The sequence below is a fragment of the Cupriavidus pauculus genome (genome assembly GCF_002858765.1).
Classification (GTDB): Bacteria; Pseudomonadota; Gammaproteobacteria; order Burkholderiales; family Burkholderiaceae; genus Cupriavidus; species Cupriavidus pauculus_B.
Genome location: NZ_PJRP01000005.1, coordinates 100,261 through 123,184 on the forward strand (window position 1 = coordinate 100,261; position 22,924 = coordinate 123,184).

Annotated in this window: 24 protein-coding genes; 17 read left to right on the forward strand and 7 right to left on the reverse strand. The window is 65.5% G+C overall.

Translation table 11 applies throughout. The features are described from left to right. Positions 1-61 precede the first annotated feature (61 nt). From CYJ10_RS13130 to ftsB, 8 genes are all read left to right on the forward strand, one after another. Entirely contained in the window at positions 62-892 is an 831-nt protein-coding gene (locus tag CYJ10_RS13130) for a transglutaminase family protein (protein WP_219621464.1), read from the forward strand. Between the two features lie 102 nt (positions 893-994). Then, the gene (locus CYJ10_RS13135; RefSeq protein ID WP_101681938.1) at positions 995-1,798 is read left to right on the forward strand and encodes a peptidase; all 804 of its coding nucleotides are present in this window, start codon (positions 995-997) and stop codon (positions 1,796-1,798) included. A 98-nt stretch (positions 1,799-1,896) separates the two neighbouring features. Continuing rightward, complete coding sequence (locus tag CYJ10_RS13140) at positions 1,897-2,718, forward strand: alpha/beta fold hydrolase (RefSeq protein ID WP_101681939.1); 822 nt, start codon at positions 1,897-1,899, stop codon at positions 2,716-2,718. 137 nt (positions 2,719-2,855) lie between these two features. Further along, positions 2,856-4,508 (forward strand): CTP synthase, encoded by a 1,653-nt coding sequence (locus tag CYJ10_RS13145; protein WP_101681940.1) that lies wholly within the window; start codon positions 2,856-2,858, stop codon positions 4,506-4,508. A gap of 25 nt (positions 4,509-4,533) precedes the next feature. Further along, positions 4,534-5,403, forward strand: a complete 870-nt coding sequence (kdsA, locus tag CYJ10_RS13150; protein WP_066738786.1) for a 3-deoxy-8-phosphooctulonate synthase — start codon at positions 4,534-4,536, stop codon at positions 5,401-5,403. 134 nt (positions 5,404-5,537) lie between these two features. Next, complete coding sequence (locus tag CYJ10_RS13155) at positions 5,538-5,828, forward strand: DUF1330 domain-containing protein (RefSeq protein ID WP_101681941.1); 291 nt, start codon at positions 5,538-5,540, stop codon at positions 5,826-5,828. A 63-nt stretch (positions 5,829-5,891) separates the two neighbouring features. After that, positions 5,892-7,181: a phosphopyruvate hydratase gene (eno, locus tag CYJ10_RS13160; RefSeq protein ID WP_101681942.1), complete on the forward strand. Its 1,290-nt coding sequence runs from the start codon at positions 5,892-5,894 to the stop codon at positions 7,179-7,181. Between the two features lie 240 nt (positions 7,182-7,421). Next, positions 7,422-7,763 carry a cell division protein FtsB gene (ftsB, locus tag CYJ10_RS13165; protein WP_101681943.1) on the forward strand — a complete coding sequence of 114 codons (342 nt, stop codon included), beginning with the start codon at positions 7,422-7,424 and terminating at the stop codon, positions 7,761-7,763. A gap of 84 nt (positions 7,764-7,847) precedes the next feature. Here the strand turns inward: ftsB and CYJ10_RS13170 are convergent, their stop codons facing one another. The 3 genes from CYJ10_RS13170 to CYJ10_RS13180 form a co-directional block, all read right to left on the reverse strand. Continuing rightward, positions 7,848-8,246: a hypothetical protein gene (locus CYJ10_RS13170; RefSeq protein WP_101681944.1), complete on the reverse strand. Its 399-nt coding sequence runs from the start codon at positions 8,244-8,246 to the stop codon at positions 7,848-7,850. Between the two features lie 131 nt (positions 8,247-8,377). After that, the gene (gene hslO / locus CYJ10_RS13175) at positions 8,378-9,382 is read right to left on the reverse strand and encodes an Hsp33 family molecular chaperone HslO (protein ID WP_101681945.1); all 1,005 of its coding nucleotides are present in this window, start codon (positions 9,380-9,382) and stop codon (positions 8,378-8,380) included. 45 nt (positions 9,383-9,427) lie between these two features. Next, positions 9,428-9,952, reverse strand: a complete 525-nt coding sequence (locus CYJ10_RS13180; RefSeq protein ID WP_066738778.1) for a gamma carbonic anhydrase family protein — start codon at positions 9,950-9,952, stop codon at positions 9,428-9,430. Positions 9,953-10,083: 131 nt separating this feature from the next. Here CYJ10_RS13180 and CYJ10_RS13185 point away from each other — a divergent pair, with 131 nt between their 5' ends. Then, positions 10,084-10,968: a ferritin-like domain-containing protein gene (locus CYJ10_RS13185; RefSeq protein ID WP_101681946.1), complete on the forward strand. Its 885-nt coding sequence runs from the start codon at positions 10,084-10,086 to the stop codon at positions 10,966-10,968. Between the two features lie 36 nt (positions 10,969-11,004). Here the strand turns inward: CYJ10_RS13185 and CYJ10_RS13190 are convergent, their stop codons facing one another. Further along, entirely contained in the window at positions 11,005-12,741 is a 1,737-nt protein-coding gene (locus CYJ10_RS13190; protein ID WP_101681947.1) for an acyl-CoA synthetase, read from the reverse strand. A gap of 146 nt (positions 12,742-12,887) precedes the next feature. Between CYJ10_RS13190 and CYJ10_RS13195 the strand changes: the two genes are divergently transcribed. Next, on the forward strand, positions 12,888-13,781 hold the full coding sequence (locus CYJ10_RS13195; protein WP_101681948.1) for an alpha/beta fold hydrolase: 894 nt from the start codon (positions 12,888-12,890) through the stop codon (positions 13,779-13,781). Between the two features lie 66 nt (positions 13,782-13,847). On the opposite strand, the gene CYJ10_RS13200 is transcribed toward CYJ10_RS13195, so the two are convergent. After that, entirely contained in the window at positions 13,848-14,915 is a 1,068-nt protein-coding gene (locus CYJ10_RS13200) for an NAD(P)/FAD-dependent oxidoreductase (RefSeq protein WP_257993299.1), read from the reverse strand. A gap of 120 nt (positions 14,916-15,035) precedes the next feature. Here CYJ10_RS13200 and CYJ10_RS13205 point away from each other — a divergent pair, with 120 nt between their 5' ends. The 7 genes from CYJ10_RS13205 (at position 15,036) to CYJ10_RS13235 (ending at position 21,167) form a co-directional block, all read left to right on the forward strand. Further along, positions 15,036-15,881, forward strand: coding sequence for a 3',5'-nucleoside bisphosphate phosphatase (locus CYJ10_RS13205; RefSeq protein WP_101682134.1), 846 nt, complete (start codon positions 15,036-15,038; stop codon positions 15,879-15,881). Positions 15,882-15,914: 33 nt separating this feature from the next. Beyond that, a complete protein-coding gene (locus tag CYJ10_RS13210; RefSeq protein ID WP_101681950.1) occupies positions 15,915-16,550 on the forward strand; it encodes an L-threonylcarbamoyladenylate synthase in 636 nt (211 codons plus the stop codon). Positions 16,551-16,656: 106 nt separating this feature from the next. Next, complete coding sequence (locus tag CYJ10_RS13215; RefSeq protein WP_101681951.1) at positions 16,657-17,322, forward strand: site-2 protease family protein; 666 nt, start codon at positions 16,657-16,659, stop codon at positions 17,320-17,322. Between the two features lie 62 nt (positions 17,323-17,384). Then, entirely contained in the window at positions 17,385-17,963 is a 579-nt protein-coding gene (locus CYJ10_RS13220) for a class I SAM-dependent methyltransferase (RefSeq protein WP_101681952.1), read from the forward strand. A 148-nt stretch (positions 17,964-18,111) separates the two neighbouring features. Then, a complete protein-coding gene (gene dapA, locus CYJ10_RS13225; RefSeq protein ID WP_092596240.1) occupies positions 18,112-18,996 on the forward strand; it encodes a 4-hydroxy-tetrahydrodipicolinate synthase in 885 nt (294 codons plus the stop codon). 58 nt (positions 18,997-19,054) lie between these two features. After that, positions 19,055-20,311, forward strand: coding sequence for an outer membrane protein assembly factor BamC (bamC, locus tag CYJ10_RS13230; protein WP_101681953.1), 1,257 nt, complete (start codon positions 19,055-19,057; stop codon positions 20,309-20,311). A gap of 67 nt (positions 20,312-20,378) precedes the next feature. Further along, positions 20,379-21,167 (forward strand): MBL fold metallo-hydrolase, encoded by a 789-nt coding sequence (locus CYJ10_RS13235; protein ID WP_101681954.1) that lies wholly within the window; start codon positions 20,379-20,381, stop codon positions 21,165-21,167. Between the two features lie 98 nt (positions 21,168-21,265). On the opposite strand, the gene CYJ10_RS34705 is transcribed toward CYJ10_RS13235, so the two are convergent. Next, a complete protein-coding gene (locus CYJ10_RS34705; RefSeq protein WP_101681955.1) occupies positions 21,266-21,505 on the reverse strand; it encodes a hypothetical protein in 240 nt (79 codons plus the stop codon). A 199-nt stretch (positions 21,506-21,704) separates the two neighbouring features. Continuing rightward, on the reverse strand, positions 21,705-22,913 hold the full coding sequence (locus CYJ10_RS13245) for a ribosomal protein uL16 3-hydroxylase (RefSeq protein ID WP_180862924.1): 1,209 nt from the start codon (positions 22,911-22,913) through the stop codon (positions 21,705-21,707). Positions 22,914-22,924 lie beyond the last annotated feature (11 nt).

The window sequence follows — 22,924 nt, forward strand, 5'->3', positions numbered from 1 at the left end:
GCATCACGCGTCGGGCGAGGAAAGCACCGGCAGGTGCCGTGCCGGGCGCGCGATACGCATCGTGAAATACAGGATCCACCACAAGACCGTCTATCAATACACCGAACCGGTGCGCCGCAGCGTGCACGAGCTGCGGCTGGCGCCGCGCTCGGGGCCGCTGCAATCGGTGCAGGACTGGCAGCTTTCGGCGCCGGGCAACCTGACCGAGGCGCGTGACGGCTTCGGCAATATCGTTCACAACTTCACCATGGCCGGACCGGCCCGTACGATCGCCATCACCGCCACCGGCGAGGTGGAAGTGCAGGGTGGGGTTGGCGAGCACGCCGCGCACCATGCGTTCGTCGATCTGCCGGACTCTGGCGAGTCGCGCGTGTCGCCGCTTTATTTTGTGTCGACTACGCCTCTTACGCAGGCTCCCAGCGGTATGCAGGCGTTTGCCGCGCCTTACGTGGCGGCCGGCCACGATGTGCCGGCGTTGCTGGCCCTGGCGGGCGGCATTGCCGATCGCGTCCGCTACCAGGCCAATACGACGGATGTTGGCACGTCGGCGGCCCAGGCCTTCCAGATGGGCAGCGGCGTTTGCCAGGACCAGGCGCAGGTGATGGTGGCCGCGTGCCGGGCGCTGGGCATTCCAGCGCGCTATGTCAGCGGTTACTTCTACGATCCGGCCGCTACCGCGCTGGCCAGCCATGCCTGGGCCGACGTCTGCCTGGATGCCAGCCGGGGCCTCTGGTGCAGCATCGACGTGACGCACCGATGTGTGACGGACGCCCGCCACGTGCGGCTCGCCGTGGGGCGCGACTATGCGTCGGCTGCACCAATTCGGGGCATTCTGGAGGGTGGCGCGGGCGAAACGCTCGACGTCGATATCGCGATCACGCCCGCTGCCTGAGCGACCGCCCGGGCATTCAAACGGCGTGGCGTTTTGCCGAGCGGCTAGAATGCAAATTTGCCGTCTCGCCGGAGTCGCGGCGCCCCAACAAGACACCTGTTCATGACGTACTGCGTAGCGATGCGGCTGGATGCCGGTCTGGTTTTCCTGTCCGATTCCCGAACCAATGCCGGGGTGGATGCCATTTCCACCGCGCGCAAGATGACCGTTTTCGAAGAGCCGGGCGACCGCGTGCTGGTGCTGATGACCGCCGGCAACCTGGCGATCAGCCAGTCTGTGCGGCAACTGCTGGCCGAGGCGCGCGACGAAAAGCGTTCGCTGTGGACCGCCCGCGACATGTTCGAGGCCGCCACCATCGTCGGCGATGCCGTGCGCGCCGTGCACAAGCGCGATGCCCACGCGCTGCGCGAGGCCGGCATTGACTTCAACGTCAGCATGATCTTCGGCGGCCAGATCCGCGGCGAGCGCACGCGGCTGTTCAATATCTATGCGGCCGGAAATTTCGTCGAGGCGTCGCCCGAGAACTGCTACTTCCAGATTGGCGAGGCCAAGTATGGCAAGCCGATCGTCGACCGCGTGGTGTCGCCGTCGCTGCCGCTGGGCGAAGCCGCCAAGTGCGCGCTGATCTCGATGGACTCCACGCTCAAGTCGAATATCTCGGTGGGCCTGCCGCTGGACCTGCTGGTGTACGAAGCCGATTCGCTGCGCGTGACGCGCTTCGTCAACATCGACGAGAAGAACGCGTACTTCCGCATGATCCGTGACACCTGGGGCCAGCGCCTGCGCCAGGTGTTCGGCGAGATCAGCAATCCCGAATGGGATGCCGCCGAGCCGGCCGAGTTTCCGCTGGCACGCGACGAAGCGGATCGCTGGGGCCAGCCCGTGCGCGCACGCCGCGACCGGTAGAGGGAAACGTCTACCGGGTTCGCGCCGGCGCGGGCGTCGAATGTCGGGCGTCGCAGTACACTCTGCTGCGACTGCCACATTCCCATTGCACTTGTCTCATGCGCGACATCCTGCTGTTCTCCCACGCCAACGGCTTTCCCGTCTCCACGTACCGCAAGCTGTTCGGCGCGCTGGAAGATACCTTCGAGATCCGCGCCGTCGAACGCTACGGCCACGATCCGAAGTACCCGGTCACGCGCGAATGGCCCAATCTGGTGGACGAACTGCTACGTGAAATCGAGCGCGCCCGCCGCGTGGGTGCCGATAGCCGAAAGGTCTGGCTGGTCGGGCATTCGCTGGGCGGCTTCCTGTCGCTGATGGCCGCGCTGCGCGAACCGCAGCGCGTGCGCGGCGTGGTGATGCTCGATTCGCCGATCATCGCCGGCTGGCGGGCTTCGCTGCTGCGGGCGTCTCAGGTGCTGGGCCTGGACGAAAAGCCAAGCCCGGCCGCCGTGACCAAGAACCGCCGCACGCACTGGCCCGACACCGAATCCGTCTGGACCCACTTCCAGGCCAAGCGCAATTTCCAGGTCTGGGACCCCGATGTGCTGCGCGACTACGCCGAGCATGGCACCGAGCCGACCGGCCGCGCCGCCGAGCGCCGCCTGCGCTTCGATCGGGACGTGGAATACCGCATCTATCGCACGCTGCCCACCAGCCTGGGCCGGCGCGTCGCACATGGCGCGCCGGTGCCGGTGGGCTTCATTGCCGGCACGAAGTCGCGCGAGGTCCGGCAGGTGGGGCTGGGCGCCACGCGCAAGCTGGTGGGGGACCGTCTGCGCTTCATTGAGGGCGGGCATCTCTATCCGATGGAGCGGCCGCTGGAAACGGCTGGGACCGTGAGCGAGCTGATCGGGCAGATGCGCCAGAGCGGCCACTGAAGACGGGCAAGGGGCGGAGCGGCGCATGCGCCGCAGCGGCGGGGCGGGGCATCACGGACACTGCCCTGTCACAAAATCCGGGTCGGCGGCGGACGGGCTCTCATGTATAATCCCGATTTCCCCGGCAAGCTCGGTTTATGACCAAATTCGTCTTCGTCACCGGTGGCGTCGTCTCTTCTCTCGGCAAGGGCATCGCTGCTGCTTCGCTCGCGGCCATTCTCGAGTCGCGCGGCCTCAAAGTCACCCTCCTCAAGCTCGATCCCTACATCAATGTCGACCCCGGCACGATGAGCCCTTTCCAGCATGGCGAGGTGTTCGTGACCGAGGATGGCGCCGAAACTGACCTGGATCTGGGTCACTACGAGCGCTTCGTGTCGGCCAAGATGCGCAAGTCGAACAACTTCACGACTGGCCAGATCTATGAGTCGGTGATCCGCAAGGAGCGCCGCGGCGAGTATCTCGGCAAGACCGTGCAGGTGATTCCGCATATCACCAACGAGATCCAGGCATTCGTGGAACGCGGCGCGGCCGCTTCGCACGACGGCAAGGCCGACGTGGCCCTGGTGGAAATCGGCGGTACGGTGGGCGATATCGAATCGCTGCCGTTCCTGGAAGCCGCCCGCCAGATGAGCCTGCGCATGGGCCGCAACCATTGCGCGTTCGTTCACCTGACGCTGGTGCCGTTCATCGCCAGCGCCGGCGAGCTGAAGACCAAGCCGACCCAGCACTCGGTGCAGAAGCTGCGCGAAATCGGCATTTCGCCGACGGCGCTGCTGTGCCGCGCCGACCGTCCGATCCCGGACGACGAGCGCGCCAAGATTTCGCTGTTCGCCAATATCCCGCAGGACGCCGTGATTTCGGTGTGGGATGCCGACAGCATCTACAAGATCCCGCAGATGCTCAACGAGCAGGGCCTGGACCGCCTGATCTGCGAGGAACTGCGCCTGGATCCGAAGCCGGCCGACCTGTCGATGTGGCAGAAGCTGGTCAACGCGCAGGAAAACCCGCAGCACGAGATCAAGATCGGCATGGTCGGCAAGTATGTGGACCTGACCGAGTCGTACAAGTCGCTGATCGAGGCCCTGCGCCACGCCGGCATGCATACCGCCACGCGCGTCAACATCGAGTACATCGATTCCGAGGAACTGGAATCGGGGCACCTCGAAGTGCTGCAGCCGCTGGACGCCATCCTGGTGCCGGGCGGTTTCGGCAAGCGCGGCACGGAAGGCAAGATCCGCGCGATCCAGTACGCCCGCGAGAACAAGGTTCCGTACCTGGGCATCTGCCTGGGCATGCAGCTGGCCGTGATCGAGTTCGCGCGCCACGTGGCGAGCATGAACGACGCCAACTCGACCGAATTCAACGTCGAGACCGAACATCCGGTGGTGGCACTGATCACCGAATGGGTTGACCGCGAGGGCAAGGTGGAACAGCGTTCGGCCGAATCCGACCTGGGTGGCACGATGCGCCTTGGCGCGCAACGGGTGCCGATCGAGCCGGGTACCAAGGCCTCGCAGATCTACGGCGCCGAAGTCAACGAGCGTCACCGCCATCGCTACGAGGTCAACAATCACTACGTGCCCCAGCTCGAAAAGGCCGGCATGGTGATTTCGGCCCGTACCCCGACCGAAAACCTGCCGGAAATGATGGAGCTGCCCGCGTCGATGCACCCGTGGTTCGTGGGCGTGCAGTTCCACCCGGAATTCACGTCGACCCCGCGTGACGGCCATCCGCTGTTCAAGGCCTACGTGGAAGCCGCGCTGGCCTCGCAGCAGCGCAAGGGCGTCTGACGCGTCGCGACGAAGGAGACAAGCCATGAAACTGTGTGGATTCGACGTCGGCCTCGACAAGCCGTTCTTCCTGATCGCCGGCCCGTGTGTCATCGAGTCCGAACAGATGGCACTGGACACCGCCGGCGAACTGAAGCAGATCACCGGTGAACTGGGCATCCCGTTCATCTACAAGTCGTCGTTCGACAAGGCCAACCGGTCGTCGGGCAAGTCGTTCCGTGGTCTCGGCATGGAGAAGGGTCTGGAAATCCTGGCCACCGTGAAGCGCGAAATCGGCGTGCCCGTCCTGACGGACATTCACGAGATCGACGAGATCAAGCCCGTTGCCGCCGTGGTGGACGTGCTGCAGACGCCGGCCTTCCTGTGCCGCCAGACTGATTTCATCCGTGCATGCGCCCAGAGCGGACGCCCGGTGAACATCAAGAAGGGCCAGTTCCTGGCGCCGCACGACATGAAGAACGTGATCGACAAGGCGCGTGACGCGGCCCGCGAGGCCGGTCTGCCCGATGACGTGTTCATGGCCTGCGAGCGTGGCGTTTCCTTCGGCTACAACAACCTGGTGTCGGACATGCGCTCGCTGGCGATCATGCGCGAGACCGGTGCCCCGGTGGTGTTCGATGCCACCCACTCGGTGCAACTGCCAGGTGGCCAGGGCACCAGCTCGGGCGGCCAGCGCGAGTTCGTGCCGGTGCTGTCGCGTGCCGCGGTGGCCACAGGCGTGGCGGGTTTGTTCATGGAAACCCATCCGGACCCGAGTAAGGCCATGTCCGACGGCCCGAACGCGGTGCCGCTGTCGCGCATGAAGGAACTGTTGGCCGTGCTGAAGGACCTGGATACCCTGGTCAAGCGCGCCGGCTTCCTCGAAGACAACTTCGGCTGGCCGGCCTGCGCCTGATCCAGCCAGCAGTACCCGCCGCCCGCGCCCGTCGCGGGCGGTGTCGCTTCCGGACGTGTCAATTCGGGTGTGAGCGTGAATCGACCCTGACGCACCGGTATCGAAAGACAATACAAAAGATTCGGAGATAGCGTATGGCCGCCGGCCTTATCATCGCGTACGTCGACGTGACGGATCCCCAGCAATACGAGCAGTACAAGGTGCTTTCCACGCGGGCCATGCGGGCCCACGGCGCGGAAGTGCTGGTGCGGGGCGGCAAGACCGAGCCGCTCGAGGGGCAATGGGCGCCGACGCGCGTGGTGGTGCTGAAATTCCCGAGCTACGAGGCTGCCAAGGCCTTCTACGCCAGCGAGGAATACCTGGCGGCCCGCCAATCCCGCGAGCATGCTGCAAAGATGAACATGATCGTCGTGGAAGGCGTCTGAGACTTCCACCCGTCATCTGGCACGTAGAAGATTCACGAAGATTCAACAGTCCTGAGAGGAAATATGAGTGCAATCGTAGATATCATCGGTCGCGAGGTGCTGGATTCGCGCGGCAATCCCACGGTCGAGTGCGACGTGCTGCTGGAATCCGGCGTGATGGGCCGTGCCGCCGTGCCGTCGGGTGCATCGACGGGCTCGCGCGAAGCCATCGAACTGCGTGACGGCGACAAGTCGCGCTACCTGGGCAAGGGCGTGCTGAAGGCCGTCGAGCACATCAACACCGAAATCTCCGAAGCCATCATGGGCCTGGACGCTTCCGAGCAGGCGTTCCTGGACCGCACGCTGATCGAACTGGACGGCACCGAGAACAAGGGCCGCCTGGGCGCCAACGCCATGCTGGCCGTGTCGATGGCCGTGGCCAAGGCCGCTGCCGAAGAGGCTGGCCTGCCGCTGTACCGTTACTTCGGCGGTTCGGGCGCGATGCAGATGCCGGTGCCGATGATGAATATCGTCAACGGTGGCGCGCACGCCAACAACAGCCTGGACATCCAGGAATTCATGATCATGCCCGTGTCGCAGACCAGCTTCCGTGAAGCCCTGCGTTGCGGCGCCGAGGTGTTCCACGCGCTGAAGAAGATCCTGGCCGACAAGGGCATGTCGACGGCCGTGGGCGACGAAGGCGGCTTCGCACCGAACTTCTCGTCGAACGAGGAGTGCCTGAACACCATCGTGCAGGCCGTCGAAAAGGCTGGCTACAAGGTGGGTGAAGACGTGCTGCTGGCGCTGGACTGCGCCGCCAGCGAGTTCTACCACGAGGCCGAAGACGTCTACGCGCTGGAAGGCGAAGGCCTGAAGCTGTCGTCGACGCAATTCGCCGACTACCTGGCCAACCTGTGCGACAAGTTCCCGATCGTGTCGATCGAGGACGGCATGGCCGAAGGCGACTGGGAAGGCTGGAAGACGCTGACCGACAAGCTCGGCAAGCGCGTGCAGCTGGTGGGTGACGACCTGTTCGTGACCAACACCAAGATCCTGAAGGAAGGCATCGACAAGGGCATCGGCAACTCGATCCTGATCAAGATCAACCAGATCGGTACGCTGACCGAGACGTTCGCCGCCATCGAAATGGCCAAGCGTGCCGGCTACACGGCCGTGATCTCGCACCGTTCGGGCGAGACCGAGGACAGCACGATTGCCGACATCGCCGTGGGCACCAACGCTGGCCAGATCAAGACCGGCTCGCTGTCGCGTTCGGACCGTATCGCCAAGTACAACCAGCTGATCCGTATCGAGGAAGATCTGGGCGATATCGCTACGTACCCGGGCAAGAGCGCGTTCTACAACCTGCGCTGATACCCTGAGCCTGCCGTCGGCCCACGCTGTCGGCAAGCCAACGAAAAACGCCGCCTCCGGTTCGCCGGGGCGGCGTTTTTTGCTATCTGGTGTGGCGATTGTGCCGATATTGGCTGCCGGACGCACCGTTGTTGCGCTTTGTAGCGTCTTTTGTTTTGCAATCTGCCGCCGCATGATGGATCATTGGTGCCCATCGGAAACCTCCGACCACGCCATCTTCCCGTTGCGCCTTTTGCCCCAATGCGCCTGATTTCCCTGCTGTTGTTCGTGCTGTTGCTGGCCATTCAGTACCCGCTCTGGCTGGGCAAGGGCGGCTGGCTGCGCGTCTGGGACCTGAATCGCCACGTGGGTGAGCAGGTGACGCACAACCAGGCGCTGAAACTGCGCAATGCCAAGCTCGAAGGGGAAGTGAAGGATCTGCAGGATGGCACGGGTGCCATCGAGGAACGCGCCCGCTACGAGCTGGGCATGGTCAAGGACGACGAGGTGTTCGTCCAGTTCGTGGCCCCGGCCCCGAAGGTCAGCGCCACGCCGCCGCTGCCGCCGCCCGCCAATTCCGTCGCCGGACGCGGCGGTCACTAGACGTCATCCAGCAGGCGTCATCAGGCATTTTGTCCGGCCGCGCAACGCGGCCGGTATCGTTTTTGAAGCCGCACGCCGCAAGTATCACCACCAGCCGCCGTACGGATAACCCCCGTAGCCGTACCCCGGGAAGCCGAAGCCTACGCCGGCTCCCCAGCCACCTCCGCCGCCGCCCCAACCGTTGTAGAACATGTTGACGCTCGTGTTCGGGTAGTACGACGCGCGGCTCCAAGCGGCCGCCGACTGCTGGTTGGCCATCACCGTGGCCTGTTCCTGAAGGATCTGCTGGTTCAGCGCGCCCAGCCTCTGGCGTTCGGCGTCGTTAAGCGGGGCGGGAGGAATGGCGTGGTCCGGCAACCGTGCCGTAGCCGGCACGCCGTCGGGGCTGCGCGGCACGGGCGCCGCGCAGCCGGCAATCAGGCTGGCAAGTGCCAGTACGCCGGCCAAGGCAAGGGACGGTCTGGATCGAATGGTCGCTGTCATATCGGACTCCGTTCGAGCAGCTGAAGAACAAGCATGCCTTTGGACCCGACCACCCGTGTGTGTGGTTCCGCACGGTAGGCGGACCGATGGTTTTTCCGTCCCCGATCTTCCGAAAAGGGGCGGGTGGTGCCTCAATGCTGCTGATTCGCACCCTCGCCGGCGCCGGTAGCCACTGGCGCGGTGAACAGCTGCGCCGCGTCCACGGGGTCGAACGCGTAGCGCTGGCCGCAGAAATCACAGTGGATTTCCACTTCGCCGCGCTCGGCGATGATGCCTTCGATCTCCTCCTGGCCCAGCGTCTGCAGCATGCCCGCCACTTTTTCGCGCGAGCACGAGCACTGGAAGTGCGGTGTCATCGGCTCGAACACGCGCAGGCCGGCATTCTGGAGTTCTTCCCAGAACAGGCGGCGCAGCAGGGTTTCCGGCGATTCGGCCAGCAGTTCGTCTTCCTTCAGCGTGGCGCCCAGTTGGCAGGCACGATCCCAGGTATCCAGGTCCTGGCCTTCGCCTTCGTCGGTCAGCGCCCCGCCGGTCTCGCCGATCTGCGCCCCGGCCGTGCCGCCATACGACGGCAGCTTCTGCAGCAGCATGCCGGCCGCCACCTGATCGTTCGACGCCAGCCACAGGCGTGTGTCGAGCTGTTCGGAAGCCTGCATGTAGTGTTCGAGCACCTCGGTCATGGTAGCCAGCGGGCCGTGTTCGTCGGCCAGCGGCACGATGCCCTGGTAGGCCTGCTGGCCCGGCAGCTTGTCCTGCGGATCGAGCGTGATGGCGAAGCGGCCCTTGCCGTGCACGTTCACGAGCTGCTTGAGCGTGGCGTCGTCGGCAATCTCGGCGCCTTCGGCAATCTTGGCCGTGGCGCGCAGCGACAGGTCGGAGAGGCATTCCACCACCAGCATGCGCACCGGCCCGTCGCCGTGTACCTGCATGACCAGCGCGCCATTGAACTTGAGATTGGCCGACAGGAGCGCCGCGGCCGCGATCATCTCGCCCAGCACGCGCCGCACCGGCTCCGGATAGGCATGGCGGTTCAACACCTCTTGCCAGGTGGATTCGATGCGGACCAGTTCGCCACGCACGGGGGCGGCATCGAACAGGAATTTCTGAAGCGTATCGGGATTCGAGGAAGCGGTCACGGTTCTGTCTAGCGGTTAAGTCGGCGGATCGGCGGGACGGGGCGGTCAGCCGATACGCTTGAGTTCGGTCTTGTACACGGCCTGCCGCTTCGCATACGTTTCGGCGTTGCGATAGAGGTTGGCCACGTCGGCATCGGTCAGTTCGCGCACCACCTTGGCGGGCGCGCCCAGGATCAGCGACCGGTCCGGAAACACCTTGTTCTCGGTGATGACGGCGCCGGCGCCAACCAGGCATTCCTTGCCGATCACGGCGCCATTGAGCACCACGGCCTGGATGCCGATCAGCGAGCCTTCACCCACGGTGCAGCCATGCAGCATGGCCTGGTGGCCCACGGACACCTTGTCGCCCAGCGTCAGCGGACGGCCCGGATCGGTGTGCAGCACCGAGCCCTCCTGGATGTTGGTGTCTTCGCCCACCACGATCGGCTCGTTGTCGCCGCGAATCACCACACCCGGCCAGGCGCTGGCACGCGCCTTGAGCGTCACGTTGCCGATGATGGTGGCTTCCGCCGCCACGTAGGCATCTTCGTGGATTTTCGGGGCGGTATCGCCGAGCTGGTAAAGCGCCATGGGGTCTCCTGCTGAATGTGCGTAATTGGGGATGGCCGCGCGGATTAAAAGAGCCCGCTGAACGGGCCGGCCCGGGACAAGCCTTGGGGCGGGCGGGGCTCTACAATGGCGGCTTCCCGAATTTTACGCCTATGCCAGTGATCGCACCCGCCGACATCGCGCCCTCGCCACTTGTCGAGCCCACGCCAGGGTCAACTGCCGCGCCCGTTTCCGCACGCCAGCGCGCGCTGGCCATGCTGTGCATGACCGATGCCCGGGCCAAGGCCGCGGCGGCACGCGCCCTGTATGCCGCGCTGCTGACCGGTACGGATACCGTAGTCGATCCCGATGAAAGCCTTGTGGCGGTGCCGGGCGCGGTGCCCGGCCGTCCCGCGCGCCCCGAACTGGTGCCGCCGATGCGCGTGGAGCGGCGCCGGTCGATCCATACCACCGCCGGCCGCGCCAACATGATCCACGCGCTGTGCCATATCGAGTTCAACGCGATCAACCTGGCGCTGGATGCCGCCTGGCGCTTTTCCGGCATGCCGGCCGAGTACTATCGCGACTGGCTGCGCGTGGCCGACGAAGAGGCCTATCACTTCACATTGCTGGCCGATCACCTGGCAACGCTGGGTGCCACCTATGGCGATTTTCCGGCCCACAACAGCCTGTGGGAGATGACCGACAAGACGGCGGGCGACGTGCTGGCGCGCATGGCGCTGGTGCCGCGCACGCTGGAAGCGCGCGGGCTCGATGCCTCGCCGCCGGTGCGCGCCAAGCTGGCCGATGCCGGCGACGAAGCCGCCGCGGCGATCATCGATATCATCCTGCGCGACGAAGTGGGCCACGTGGCCATCGGCAACCACTGGTATCGCTGGCTCTGCACCCAGCGCGGGCTGGAGCCCGTGGCCACCTATGCGCAGCTGGCCGAACAGTACAAGGCGCCGAAGCTGCGCGGCCCGTTCAACCTCGACGCCCGCCGGGCGGCAGGGTTCGACGAGGATGAACTGGCCTGGCTGGAGGCCTCGGCCGGCTGATCGTCTGATCGTCAGGTCGGCGTACCTGATTGCCGCCTAGCCTGCCTGGCTGTCCGACTGCTGCGCGCGTTCCTGCTCCATCAGCCGCAGTACACGGCGCTGGATCTTGCCCGTGGTGGTCATCGGCAACTGGTCGATGAATTCAATGGCCTTCGGGTATTCGTACGGCGCCAGCTGGCCGCGCACATGCCGCTGCAGTTCGGCCACCAGCGCCGCATCGTTGTCGAACGACCGCGCCACGGCGGGCGTCAGCACGATGAACGCCTTGACGATGGCCCCGCGCTCGGGGTCCGGCGACGGCACCACGGCGCAGTTCGACACCGCCGGATGCTTGAGCAGGCAGTTCTCGATCTCGCTCGGCCCGATCCGATAGCCCGATGACTTGAACACGTCGTCGGCCCGGCCCTGATACCAGAGATAGCCCTCGGCATCCATGCGTGCCAGGTCGCCGGTGCGGCACCAGCGCAAGCCGTCGGATTCCGAATATTTGCCGGCCGTGGCGGCTTCGTTCTTCCAGTAGCCCAGGAAGAACACGGGGTCGGGGTGGCCATGGATGTCGGTGGCACAGACGGCCACCTCGCCATCTTCGCCCGGTGCGCACGGGCGCCCCTCATCGTCGATCACGGCCACGCGGTGGCCCGGATAGGGGCGGCCCATCGACCCCGGCCGCGCCGGCCAGCCCAGATGGTCGTCGTCGTACTGCGCCGTGCAGTTGCCGACGATGTAGTTGATCTCGGTCTGGCCGAACATTTCGTTGACGATCACGCCCAGCGCGTCGCGGCACCACGTGAACACGGTCTCGCCCACGGCCTCGCCCGCGCTCATGATGGCGCGCAGCTTCAGATCGTATTTTTCCGATGGCGCCGGGCAGGCCTTCATCATCTGCTTGAGCGCGGTCGGGAACAGGAAGGTGTTGGTCACCCCGTAGCGTTCCAGCAATTCAAAGGCGCGATCCGCCGTAAAACGGCCCTGGTAGCCGACGATCGGGTGGCCGAAGTACAAGGCCGGCATCAGCGCATCCCACAGCCCGCCGGTCCAGGCCCAGTCGGCGGGGCTCCAGAACACGTCGCCATCCTGCGGATACCAGTTCTGCGAGCAGACAAAGCCGGTCAGGTTGCCGATCAGCGCGCGGTGCGGAATCAGCGCGCCCTTGGGCGGCCCCGTGGTGCCGCTGGTGTAGATCAGCACCGCGGCTTCATCGGCCTTGGTCTGCTCGGCCGTGAAATCGGGCAGTTGCGCCGCCAGCAGGGTGTCCCAGTCCAGGTCGCCACGGCCCGTGGCCTCGCCGGCGCCGATCACTGTCTTGAGCGTCGGACATTCGGGGCGGGCGGCCAGCAGGTTGTCGATCGAGGTTTCGTCGGCAATGGCCACGCGTGTTTCGCTGTGATCGATCCGGTAGGAAAGCGCCTCGGGGCCGAACAGCATCGACAGCGGCATGGCGATGGCGCCAAGCTGGTAGACGGCCATGCCGGCGATGACCGTTTCGATGCGCTGGGGCATCACGATGGCCACGCGGTCGCCGCGCTGCACGCCAAGCTCGCGCAGCGCCCGCGACAGCCGGTTGGCCTCGGCCTGGATATGCGCGTAGGTGTACGACGCGCGCCGGCCATCCTCGTGTTCGGTGTGCACGGCGATGCGGCTGGCCGTGGCCGGGTCGCGGGCCCAGCGGCCACAGCAGACCTCGGCCAGGTTGAAGAACGCGGGGACGTTCCAGTGGAACGATTCGTGCAGCGCGTGATAGTCGTCACGGCGCGTGGCCGGCAAGGCGGTCATGCAATTGTCTCCAATGTTCCCGCTCGCTTCGACTGGCCGTTTGGCTATAATCCGACAAGCGAACGATCGTTCTATTTTTATCCGGGCCGCCGCGTGGCCGTGGGCTGCGCGCGCATCAGAAGACCCGGGCACAGAGGGTAGACACCATGACCATCACGGAAACTTCGCGTTCCGAATTTATCACGCTGCGCGGCCTGCGCACGCACGTGCGCCACTGGGGACAACCCGGCGCGCCCAAGCTGTTCATGTTGCATGGCTGGATGGACGTGGCGGCGTCGTTCCAGTTCCTGGTCAACGCGTTCCAGCGCGACTGGCATGTGATTGCCATGGACTGGCGCGGCTTTGGCGAGAGCGATTACCCGACCCAGTACCCGGGCACGCGCTCGTACTGGTTCCCCGATTACGTGGCCGATCTGGAAGCGCTGCTCGACCATTACCAGCCCGACGGGCAGGTGGACCTGGTGGGCCACAGCATGGGCGCCAATGTGGTGTGCATCTACGCCGGGGTGCGTCCGGAGCGCGTGCGCCGCGTGGTGGACCTGGAAGGCTTCGGCCTGGCGCGTACCCGGCCAGACCAGGCGCCAGCCCGCCTGGCGCGCTGGCTCGACGAACTGCGCACGCCGCCCGAACTGAAAACCTACGACAGCGAGGCCGCCGTGGCCGCGCGGCTGCAGAAGACCAATCCGCGCCTGCCCGACGACCGCGCTGCCTTCCTGGCCGCGCACTGGTCGCGCCGTAATGCAGACGGGCGCTGGGAGATTCTGGGTGACGGCGCGCACAAGATGACCAATCCGACGTTGTACCGCATCGACGAGATCATGGCGATCTGGGAAAAGGTGGTGGCGCCGGTGCTGCACGTGGAAGCGCGCGACTCGGCCACGCTGAAGCACATCGCGCACAAGCAGAGCGTGGAGGAGTTCAAGGAGCGCTTCCGCGCCTTCCCGGACTTCCGCGAGGTGTTCGTCGACGATGCCGGACACATGCTTCACCACGACCAGCCGCAGGTGGTGGCCGGCCTGATCGAGGACTTCCTGGGTTGAGTCCGGGGTTCGGCGATGGTTGCTCCCCTCTGCCATTTCATGGGAGGGGGCGAAACGCCCAGCCGCTCAAGCGTGCGTGAGCTTTTCCTTCAGCGCGGGGTTGTTGCTGGTGTGCATATGCACCAGCTTCTTGTCCGGGAAGGCGTAGTGATACGCCTTGCGCAGGGCCAGCGCGGCTTCGTGAAAGCCCGACAGGATCAGCTTCTGCTTGTTTGGATAAACGGCGATGTCACCGGCCGCAAAGATGCCGCGGCGCGAGGTTTCGTAGGTGGTGGTGTTTTCGATGTGGATGCGGCCGGCGTGCATGTCCAGGTCCCACTGGGCGATCGGACCCGGTTCCGACACCAGGCCGTACAGCGCGACGAGTTCGTCGGCGTCGAGGGTGCGGTCGCCGTCGCGCGTCTTGATGCCGGCGTGGGTGAGGGCGCCGCCGTCATCGGTTTGCAGGCTGCCGAGCATGCCGACCAGGAAATCCATCTCGCCGGCGTCGACGGCCGCGCGCATGGCGGCCACCGAGTGATCGGCGGCGCGAAAGCCTTCGCGCCGGTGCAGCAGCGTCACGCGCGCCGCTACCTTGCGCAAGGCCAGCGCCCAGTCCAGCGCGGAATCGCCGCCGCCGGCCACGATCACGCGCTTGCCGGCGAAGCGCGACACGTCGCGCACGGCGTAGTGGACGTGCCGGTCTTCCAGCGCTGCGGCCTCGGGCAGCGACACGCGTTGCGGGGCGAACGCGCCGGCACCGGCGCAGATCAGCACGGCCGCCACGTCGAAGCGCTTGCCGCCATCGGTGGTCACCAGCAGGCGCGGATGGCCGTCGGCGCTGGCGGTGTCGCTGACCGACTGCGCGCGCTGGCTGAAGTGCATCGGGAATGCGAACGGCGCGCACTGTTCGAGCAGGCGATCCACCAGTTCCTGCGCCAGGCAGCCCGGCACGGCCGGAATGTCGTAGATCGGCTTTTCAGGATACAGCTCGGTGCATTGGCCGCCGGCGCGGTCCAGCACGTCGATCAGCTCGCATTTGAGGCCCAGCACGCCGGCCTGGAACGCCGCGAACAGGCCCACCGGGCCGGCGCCGACGATCAGCACGTCGGTCTGGATGGTTTTCGGGGTCTGGGAGGCGAGCATGGAGGTCATGGCTGGAAGCTGAAAAATGCGGTCTGGACAGGCCCCATCATACCTTGCGTGCCGCGGCAATCCGGGCACGCCACCTTTGGCGGCAGGGCTAAAAAACCCTGCCGGGAGTAGAATATGACCATGCAAAATGCCCATGCTATCAACGCCGACCTGCACTGCCATTCCACTGTGTCCGACGGGATGCTGTCTCCGTCCCAGGTGGCCGCACGTGCGCACGCGGGTGGCGTGGCGTTCTGGGCCCTGACCGATCACGACGAGGTGGCCGGCCAGACCGAAGCCCGCGCCGCGGCGGAAGCGCTGGGCATGCGCTATGTGCCGGGCGTGGAGATTTCGGTGACATGGGCCGGGCAGACCGTGCATATCGTCGGCCTGCAGATCGATCCGTCCAACGCCGACCTGATCGATGGCCTGGCCCGGACCCGCGACGGCCGGGCCCGCCGCGCGCAGGACATTGGCGAGGCGCTGGCGAAGATCGGCATCCACGGCGCCTACGAAGGCGCGCTGCGCCACGTCGGCAATCCCGACCTGATCTCGCGCACGCACTTTGCGCGCTGGCTGGTGGACGAGGGCCGCTGCAAGACGATTGGCGATGTGTTCAGCGAATACCTGTCTGAAGGCCGTCCGGGCTTCGTGCCGCACCGGTGGTCCGCCTTGAAGGAAGCCGTGGGCTGGATTCGCGGCGCCGGCGGCATTGCGGTGATGGCGCACCCGGGTCGGTACAACTACACCGATTTGCAACACGATGCGCTGTTCGACGAATTCACGCAGTTGGGCGGTCGCGGGGTCGAGGTCGTGACCGGCAGCCATACGCCGGACCAGTTCCGCCGCTACGCCGACGTGGCGCGGCACTATGGCCTGCTGGCGTCGCGCGGATCGGATTTCCACGGTCCCGGCGAGGGCCGGGTGGAAATCGGCACGCTGCCGCCGCTGCCGTCCGACGTTACGCCGGTCTGGTACGACTGGTAAGCTGCCCGCCCCGGAAACCCGCCTGCGCCCTCTATGTCCCAGTACTTCGATATCCATCCCGACAATCCGCAGGCGCGGCTGATGAAACAGGCCGCGCAGATCGTGCAGAAGGGCGGCCTGATCGCGCTACCCACCGATTCCAGCTACGCGCTGGCCTGCCAGCTGGACGACAAATCCGCCGTGGAGCGCCTGCGCCGGCTGCGCGGCATCGACGAAAAGCACCATCTGACGCTGATGTGCAGCGACTTGTCGGAACTCGGCAACTTTGCGCGGGTCGATAACCGCCAGTACCGCTGGATTAAGGGCGCCACGCCAGGGCCATACGTGTTCATCCTGGAGGCGACCAAGGAAGTGCCCAGACGGCTGTCGCACCCGGCGCGCAAGACCATCGGCGTGCGCGTGCCCGATCATGCGATTCCGCTGGCGCTGGTGGCCGAACTTGGGCAGCCGCTGATTTCGGCCACGCTGCAGCTGCCCGACGACGAGGCGCCGATGAACGACCCGGCGGAGATCCGGGCGCGGCTGGAAAGACAGCTCGACCTGGTGATCTGCGGCGGCCCTGCGCCGGCCCAGCCGACCACCGTGATCGACCTGACCAGCGGCGAACCGGAGCTGGTTCGCGCCGGGCGGGGCGACGTGGAGCGCTTTGGACTGACCGCCACCACCTGAACCCGCCAGCCTTTGTTTCATCTGGCATGGCGTTTCTGATACATACCGCACATCCGCGGACATACCGGACAGCCGCGGGTGCCGGCGTCCCGATAGAATAGTTTGCATGGATTCCTCGATCATCCAGACCATCGCCGTGTACGCACTGCCCGTGCTGCTCGCCATCACGCTGCACGAGGCGGCGCATGGCTTTGTGGCCAAGTACTTCGGCGACGACACGGCCTGGCTGCTCGGGCGCGTCAGCCTGAACCCGATTCGCCATATCGATCCGATCGGCACCGTGGCCGTGCCGCTGCTGCTGTATTTCCTGACCGCCGGGCAGTTCGTATTCGGGTTTGCCAAGCCCGTACCGGTGGTGTTCAGCCACCTGCGCAACCCGCGCTGGCATGGCATGTGGGTGGCGCTGGCCGGCCCCGGCAGCAACATCGTGCAGGCGTTCCTGTGGGCGCTGATCGTCGTGGGCCTGGCCGTGGCGCAGGTTCGGGAGCCGTTCTGGGACCAGATGGCCCGCGCCGGCGTACTCGTCAATACCGTGGTGGCCGCGTTCAACCTGTTTCCGATCCCGCCGCTCGATGGCGGCCGCGTGTTGACGGCGTTCCTGCCGCGCCGCATGGCCGAGGCGATTGGCCGGGTCGAGCCGTATGGCATCTTCATCGTGCTGGCGCTGGTAGCGGCCGGCGTCATCACGCGGATCTGGATGCAGCCGGTCATGACGGTGCTGCTGTCGATCGTCGAATTCATGCTGCACCCCGTGCTGATGGTGCTGCAATAGCGCCGCGGCCGTCCCTCCGTTCCGGCTTCCCGGTTTCCCCCCCTTTTTTCACGTTTTCTGCGATGCACTCCCAGCTTGCCGCGCCTTCCATCTGGCTGACCCGATGGGCCCACCTGATCCGGCCCGGTGGCCGCGTTCTCGACCTGGCTTGCGGCAGCGGGCGCCACGCCGCCTGGCTGGCCGGGCAGGGGTTTGCCGTGCTGGCCGTGGATCGCGATGCCGAGGCCATCTCCGGTCTGCCGGCCGGTATCGAGGGCCGGGTGGCCGATCTGGAGCAGGGCGCCTGGCCGCTGGCGGACGCCGGACGGTTCGATGCCGTGGTGGTCACCAACTACCTGCACCGGCCGCTGTGGCCGCACCTTATGGACGCCCTAGCGCCGGGCGGCGTGCTGATCTACGAGACCTTCGCGGCCGGCAACGAGACCGTCGGCAAGCCGTCGCGGCCTGATTTCCTGCTGCGTCCGGGCGAATTGCTGGAAGTGGCGCGCGGGACGTTGCGGGTGACGGGTTACGAGGACGGCACGCTGGCAGTGCCGCGCGAGGCCTTCGTGCAGCGGATCTGTGCCGTCCGCGAGGTGCCTCGGGGTGAACCGGAGGCCGCGCCGCCGCGCTATCCGCTGCCCGGATGGTCGCAGCCGTGAGGCCCCGGGGGCGCAGCGGAGGGTGTCAGCGAGACCGGCGCGCCACACGTTACGCCCGCTAACGTTTTCCCTCATTGATAGGGGGGGCGGAGCCCCTGACGGTTCCGGTACAATCCCGTTTGTTAGAATTTCCCGAATTCCCTGAGATATGACACAGATTACCGGCAGCATCGTGGCCATCGTCACCCCGATGCATGAGGATGGCAGCCTGGATTACCCGGCCCTGCGCGCCCTCATCGACTGGCATGCGGCGGAAGGCACCGATGGCATCGTGATCGTGGGTACCACGGGCGAGTCGCCGACGGTCAACGTCGAGGAACATTGCGAACTGATCCGCGTGGCGGTCCAGCAGTCGGCTGGCCGCGTGCCCATCATCGCCGGGACCGGCGGCAATTCCACGAACGAAGCCATCGAGCTGACCGCCTTCGCGAAGAAGGTGGGCGCCGATGCGTCGCTGCAGGTCGTGCCGTACTACAACAAGCCGACGCAGGAAGGGATGTACCGCCATTTCCGCACCATCGCGGAAGCCGTGGACCTGCCGGTGCTGCTCTACAATGTGCCCGGCCGTACCGTGGCGGACATGAACAACGAGACGATCCTGCGCCTGGCGCAGGTGCCGGGCATCGTGGGCGTGAAGGAAGCCACCGGCAATATCGACCGTGCCGCGCAGCTGATCAAGGACGCACCCGATACCTTCGCCATCTACAGTGGCGACGATCCCACCGCGGTGGCGCTGATTCTGCTGGGTGGCAAGGGCAATATCTCGGTCACCGCCAACGTGGCGCCGCGCAAGATGCACGAAATGTGCGTCGCGGCCCTGAAGGGCGATGTGGTGACGGCCCGTCGCCTGCACATGGAACTGATCGACCTCAACCGTGCGATGTTCGTCGAGGCCAATCCGATTCCGGTCAAGTGGGCGCTCCAGCAGATGGGCAAGATGGAAGGCGGTATCCGCCTGCCGTTGACCCCGCTGGCGGAAGGCCAGCACGAAACCGTGCGCCGCGCGCTGGCAGCGGCCGGCCTGCTGGGCTGAGATTCGCCGGCTGAACGTTCGGCTATTCGCCGATTCTTGAAACCAGGATTACGTGTCAATGAAACAGAAGCTTAACCGTCGCGGCGCGACGCAGATCCGCCGTGTCGCCGTGGTTGCGCCCGTGCTGGCGCTGACGCTGATTGCCGGCTGCAGCAGCATCAATGAAGCCATGCAGCCCGACAAGATCGACTACAAGTCCCAGGGCAAGAAGACCGCGTCGCTGGACATTCCGCCGGACCTGACCAAGCTCGAAGGCGACCGCCGCTATACGGTGCCCGACGCTGCGGGCACGTCGACGCTGTCGAACTACCAGCAGGCCACCAAGACGCGCGAGGCCGAGCCGGCCACCAGCGTGCTGCCGTCCTCGCAGGGCATCCGCATGGAGCGTGATGGCAACCAGCGCTGGCTGGTGATCAGCAACGGCATGCGTGCAGATCAGCTGTGGGAGTCGCTGCGCGGCTTCTGGCAGGAGAGCGGTTTCCTGTTGACGCAGGACTCGCCGCAGACCGGCATCATGGAAACGGACTGGGCCGAAAACCGCGCCAAGATTCCGCAGGACATCATCCGCAACACGATCGGCAAGGTGTTCGACGGCCTGTACTCGACGTCCGAGCGCGACAAGTTCCGTACCCGCGTGGAGCGTGCCCAGAACGGCCAGCTCGAAGTGTTCATCAGCCATCGTGGCGCGCAGGAGCAACTGACCGGGGTGGACAAGTCGACCACGGTCTGGACGCCGCGTCCGGCTGACCCGGAACTGGAAGCCGAATTCCTGTCGCGCCTGGCGCAACGCCTGGGCGTGCAGAAGGAGCAGGCCAACCAGATGGCCAAGAACCCGACGCCAGTGGGCAATGCTGCGGCCGCCACAGCCGCCGCATCCCCGGCACCGTCGGGTGACGCCGCGGGTATCGGTGCCGCTGCGGCTACCGGTGCTGCGTCCAGCGCTGTCGACAGCAAGTCGTTCCTGGCGCAGGTCAATGGTGCGCCGGCACTGCAACTGCCGGAGCCGTTCGATCGCGCATGGCGGTCGGTCGGTCTGTCGCTGGATCGCGTGAACTTCACGGTGGAAGACCGCGACCGCGCGCAAGGCCTGTACTACGTGCGCTATGTGGACCCGAAGCAGTCGGTGGATGACCGTGGCTTCTTCTCGAAGATCTTCACCAAGGCCAACGACGGCAAGACCGCGAAGAAGTATCGCGTGTCGCTGAAGGGCAATGGCACCGGTACGACCGTCACCGTGCAGAACGATGCCGGCCAGCCGGAAAACACCGAGATCAGCAAGCGTATCCTGTCGCTGCTGGACGAACAGCTGCACTGATGTTCGTCTGTAGTCTGTCGATGCCGACGGCGCCCGCCGTCGGGTATCTCCCCAAGCGAGCGCATCGATGATGCGCTTTGCTTTTTTGGGAAGTGGCAGCGAAGGCAATTCGCTGCTGATCGAAGCCGGCGAGGGCGCGTCCGTGACGCGTGTCCTGCTCGACTGCGGCTTCGGCATAAAGGAAACGGCGCGTCGTCTCGAACGGCTGGGCGTGCTGCCCGGGCAACTCGATGCGTTGCTGGTCACCCACGAGCATGGCGATCACGTGGGTTCGGCCTACGCGTTTGCCGCGAAACACAAGCTTCCGGTGCACACAAGCCACGGAACCTGGCTCGCCACTTCGCACATGCGCGGTGCGGACCAGGCCGACGTGCGCGTATGTTGCGCCGATCACGTATTCGCTGTGGGCGGCCTGCAGATTCATCCCTACACGGTGCCGCACGATGCACGCGAGCCGTTGCAGTTCGTGCTGACCGATGGCGATGCGCGACTCGGCGTGCTGACCGACGCAGGCATGGAAACGCCCTACGTCACCGCGCGGCTGGCTGGCGTGCATGCGCTGGTGCTGGAATGCAACCACGATCGCGACATGCTGGCCAACTCGGTGTATCCGTGGTCGCTGAAGCGGCGTATCGGTGGTGACTTCGGCCATCTGGCCAACGATATCGCGGCCAGCATCCTGTCGCAGGTGACCCATCAGGGCTTGTCACGCGTGGTGGCGGCGCACCTGAGCAAGCAGAACAATACGCGTGAGCTGGCGGCGGGCGCACTGGCCACCGTACTGGGTGTGCTGCCCGAGGAAATTCTGATCGCGGATCAGGAGGAAGGGTTGGGCTGGCAGCCCGTGCGGGCATAATCGGCGAGCGCCGATCCCGCTAATGGAGGGGTGTCAGATAATCGCAAAAACAAAAAGCCGACCTTCGGGTCGGCTTTTTGTTTCTCGGAAAGATCCGATTACTGCTTGGCAGCCGGAGCCGAAGCGTCAGCAGCCGGAGCCGAAGCGTCGGCAGCCGGAGCCGAAGCGTCAGCAACCGGAGCAGCAGCTGCGGGAGCCGAAGCGTCAGCAGCCGGAGCAGCAGCGGCCGGAGCCGAAGCAGCGGTATCAGCAGCGGGGGCAGCGGCTTCTTCCTTCTTGCCGCAGGCGGCCAGAGCAACAGCAGCCAGCAGGGATGCGATCAGGAGAGACTTCTTCATTGTTCGTCCTTTAACTTTTAATAAAACGAAAACAGGCGATGAATAATTACCGGTAATTATCGCTCTTGTACTGCAAATATGAGGCTCTCCCGGGTGCCGACAGTGCAGTGGTCCACAGTACTAGCCAGCGGGCGATTATATCCGCGTTTTCCCGCCTTGTGTATAGGCGAAATATGTCGGTTCATTCTGTTACGTAAAATTACACACGTGCCGGCGCAATCTGCAACCAGCCTTCCATGGCCCAGTCGTGAAACGTGTCCATGAGATCCGGAAGCGCAGCGCACGCCGTCACTTCCTCGGCGGTGAGCTGACGCAGGTCTGCCAGGCGGCGCAGCCATTTAGCCAACGCTGGCGGCGGTTCGTACGCTTCGCCGTTCAGGAAGAAGTTCGTGCGGTCGTAGAGCGCAATAGAGCCGGGAGCAAGGACCACGCCATGCGCCTTGGCAAGCTTTGTGTACTGCTTCAGGCTGATTTCGGCGATTTCGTCAAACTGGACCGATTGCTTGGGCTCCGACAGGTACGACCCGAGGAATTCGGACACCATGCCGCTATTCCATTTCAGCGCCTGCAGCCGCTCGGCCACGGCACGCGCCAGCCCGGCGGGCAACTGGGCCGGGGTAGCGGTAGCGGACTCGCCGGCATCGGCGTAGCGGCCGTCCAGATCTTCATTGCCTTCGACCGTTTCAGACAGCCAAGCCAGGAAGTGGCCCGCCAGTTCCCGGTAGGCGGGCGCACGGAAGCCGATCGAGGCGGTCATGCACTCGCCCTCCGACACGCCATCGTGCGCGTATTGCGGCGGCAGGTAGAGCATGTCGCCGGGCTCCAGCACCCATTCCTCCTCGGTGCTAAAGTCAGACAGGATCTTGAGTGGCATGTCGGGAATCAGGTCGAGTTTCGTCTGTGACGAAATACGCCAGCGGCGTCGGCCCGATACTTGCAGCAGGAACACATCGTAGGAGTCGAAATGCGGGCCCACGCCGCCGCCGTCGGTGGCGTAGCTGATCATCACATCGTCGAGCCGCGCGTCCGGGACGAAGCGGAACTGGCTCATCAACTCGGCGGCCGCGCGGTTGTGCAGGTTCACCCCCTGCACCAGCAGCGTCCACTTGCCAGACTTGCGTGACGGCAGGTTGTCCTCGGCGAAAGGACCATGTTCGAGCTTCCAGCGGTTGCGAAAGTACGACACCAGGCGCGATTCCACATCGTCCCGATCGGCCAGTTCAAAAAGCGCTTCGCGCGACACAGGGGGCACAATTCCGGGCACGGCCTGTCGAATCAGCAACGGTTTGCGGTGCCAGATGTCACGCATGAATGCCGCGGGCGTCATGCCCCCGAGCAGCGTGAGCGGTGCGTCGGGATCAATGGGGCCCGCAGGCAGGGCCTGCGCGTATAATGCGGAATCGCTCATGGAGTCAAGAA